This window comes from Vibrio sp. 10N.222.46.A1, from assembly GCF_041473595.1.
Classification (GTDB): Bacteria; Pseudomonadota; Gammaproteobacteria; order Enterobacterales; family Vibrionaceae; genus Vibrio; species Vibrio tasmaniensis_A.
Genome location: NZ_JBFRSN010000754.1, coordinates 1 through 1,791 on the forward strand (window position 1 = coordinate 1; position 1,791 = coordinate 1,791).

The following is a 1,791-nucleotide window of genomic DNA, read 5'->3' on the forward strand; positions in this document are numbered from 1 at the left end:
TGCTCACTGTAATAAAGGGATAAACGCAATGAAAAAGATGGAATCCGGACCTGTTCAAGCGATTAACTGGAATCGTATGATTGATGGCAAAGATCTAGAGATTTGGAATCGCCTGACGGTTAATTTTTGGCTGCCTGAAAAGGTACCTTTATCCAATGATATTCAAACATGGAAGCAACTAACTGAAGAAGAGCAAACGCTAACGATTAGAGTTTTTACCGGTTTAACGTTACTCGACACGATTCAGAATACGGTGGGTGCGCCAGCCTTGATGGAAGATGCGAGAACACCTCATGAAGAAGCGGTATTAACTAACATCGCTTTTATGGAAGCCGTTCATGCTCGTAGCTACTCTTCGGTCTTCTCAACTTTGTGTACTACGCCGCAAATTGATGAAGCGTTTCGCTGGGCTGAAGAGAACCCTCTGTTACAGAAAAAAGCACAGATTGTCCTCGATGATTATTTGGCTGAAGGCGATCCGCTAAAGAAAAAAGTGGCCAGTGTTTTTCTAGAGAGTTTCTTATTCTATTCTGGGTTTTATCTACCCATGCATTGGTCGAGTCGGGCTAAACTGACCAATACAGCGGATTTGATCCGTCTGATTATTCGTGATGAGGCGATTCATGGTTACTACATTGGATACAAATTTCAGCTCGCCTACCAATCTCTTAGTGAGGAAGAACAGGCGAGAGTTAAGGATGAAGCTTATTCATTAATGTTCTCTCTTTATGAAATCGAAACACAATATACCGAATCGCTTTATGATCCTGTTGGCTTAACTGAAGATGTGAAGCACTTCCTACATTATAACGCTAACAAAGCGTTGATGAATTTGGGGTTTGAAGCACTGTTCCCTGATGAACTCTGTCAGGTTAACCCTGCTATCATGGCCGCCCTGTCGCCCAATGCTGACGAAAATCATGACTTCTTTTCTGGTTCAGGATCTTCTTATGTCATAGGTAAAGCTGTCGCTACCGAAGACGATGACTGGGATTTTTGAACGAATAGCCCGAGTATGAACTCGGGCTTGAAAGAGGATTACTTACCCCTGAATCGACATCATCGTTCTAAGGCCAGCCGTTTGAAAATTCGGTCACTCAGACGGCAAATTTTGCTTTAACTCTAAAAGCATTTTATAAGCACTTTCGCCAGACATTTCGTATGGGTTAAATTGATCCGAAGTCGAAAATTGTAAGTTCAACAGTTCAGTCAAATTAGACTGCGGAATGTCTCCCATCGACCAATCTCCAAACTCTCGACAATCAACTTCTTTAAAATACAGTATGGTCACTCTCTCGTGCCGCTTATCGTTTAGGATGTGATTGTAGGTATGGTTTACCGCCTCCCTAGAACCTTCAATGCATTGAAGAAAGTACTTTTGATTATGACTGAGAAGCCCTGTTAGATGGCTCTGCCGATTGTGGTCTCGCGAGATAGTGAGTATTTCATCCAGTGCTTTGGAATCACAACATTCGGAAAGTGTACTGACATAAATTAACCGAGTTAGGAACATAGGCATCATTTCGAATTTTTGTTCAAAGGGTATTAATAAATATAAGCCAAGCTCATGGAATTGCGAGTTATTGGCCTAATTGTCACTCGGTGGCTTTTGGAAGAGAAGAGGATGGGGATGAAGTAGCAAAGGACAGCTAGCAAGATGCGCTAAAATGAGCCGAATGTTGTTCATTCAATCATTCTAGCGACCTGCTTGCATCGAGTCTCTCGTTAGTCGTTGAGAACCGAAATCGATTCGACGTTGGAAGATGCATCGAATCGTACATTGACCAATAC

At 42.3% G+C, this 1,791-nt stretch carries 2 protein-coding genes; one reads left to right on the forward strand and one right to left on the reverse strand.

The genetic code is table 11. The features are described from left to right. Nucleotides 1-28 precede the first annotated feature (28 nt). Nucleotides 29-1,000, forward strand: a complete 972-nt coding sequence (gene nrdF / locus AB4496_RS19655; protein WP_017097343.1) for a class 1b ribonucleoside-diphosphate reductase subunit beta — start codon at nucleotides 29-31, stop codon at nucleotides 998-1,000. A gap of 93 nt (nucleotides 1,001-1,093) precedes the next feature. On the opposite strand, the gene AB4496_RS19660 is transcribed toward nrdF, so the two are convergent. Continuing rightward, a complete protein-coding gene (locus tag AB4496_RS19660; protein WP_017097344.1) occupies nucleotides 1,094-1,513 on the reverse strand; it encodes a BLUF domain-containing protein in 420 nt (139 codons plus the stop codon). Between the last annotated feature and the right edge of the window lie 278 nt (nucleotides 1,514-1,791).

Bases quoted from the DNA above. Each gene is read 5' to 3' on its own strand.
- nrdF (WP_017097343.1), top strand. From the start codon at position 29: ATGAAAAAGATGGAATCCGGACCTGTTCAAGCGATTAACTGGAATCGT.
- AB4496_RS19660 (WP_017097344.1), bottom strand. From the start codon at position 1,513: ATGTTCCTAACTCGGTTAATTTATGTCAGTACACTTTCCGAATGTTGT.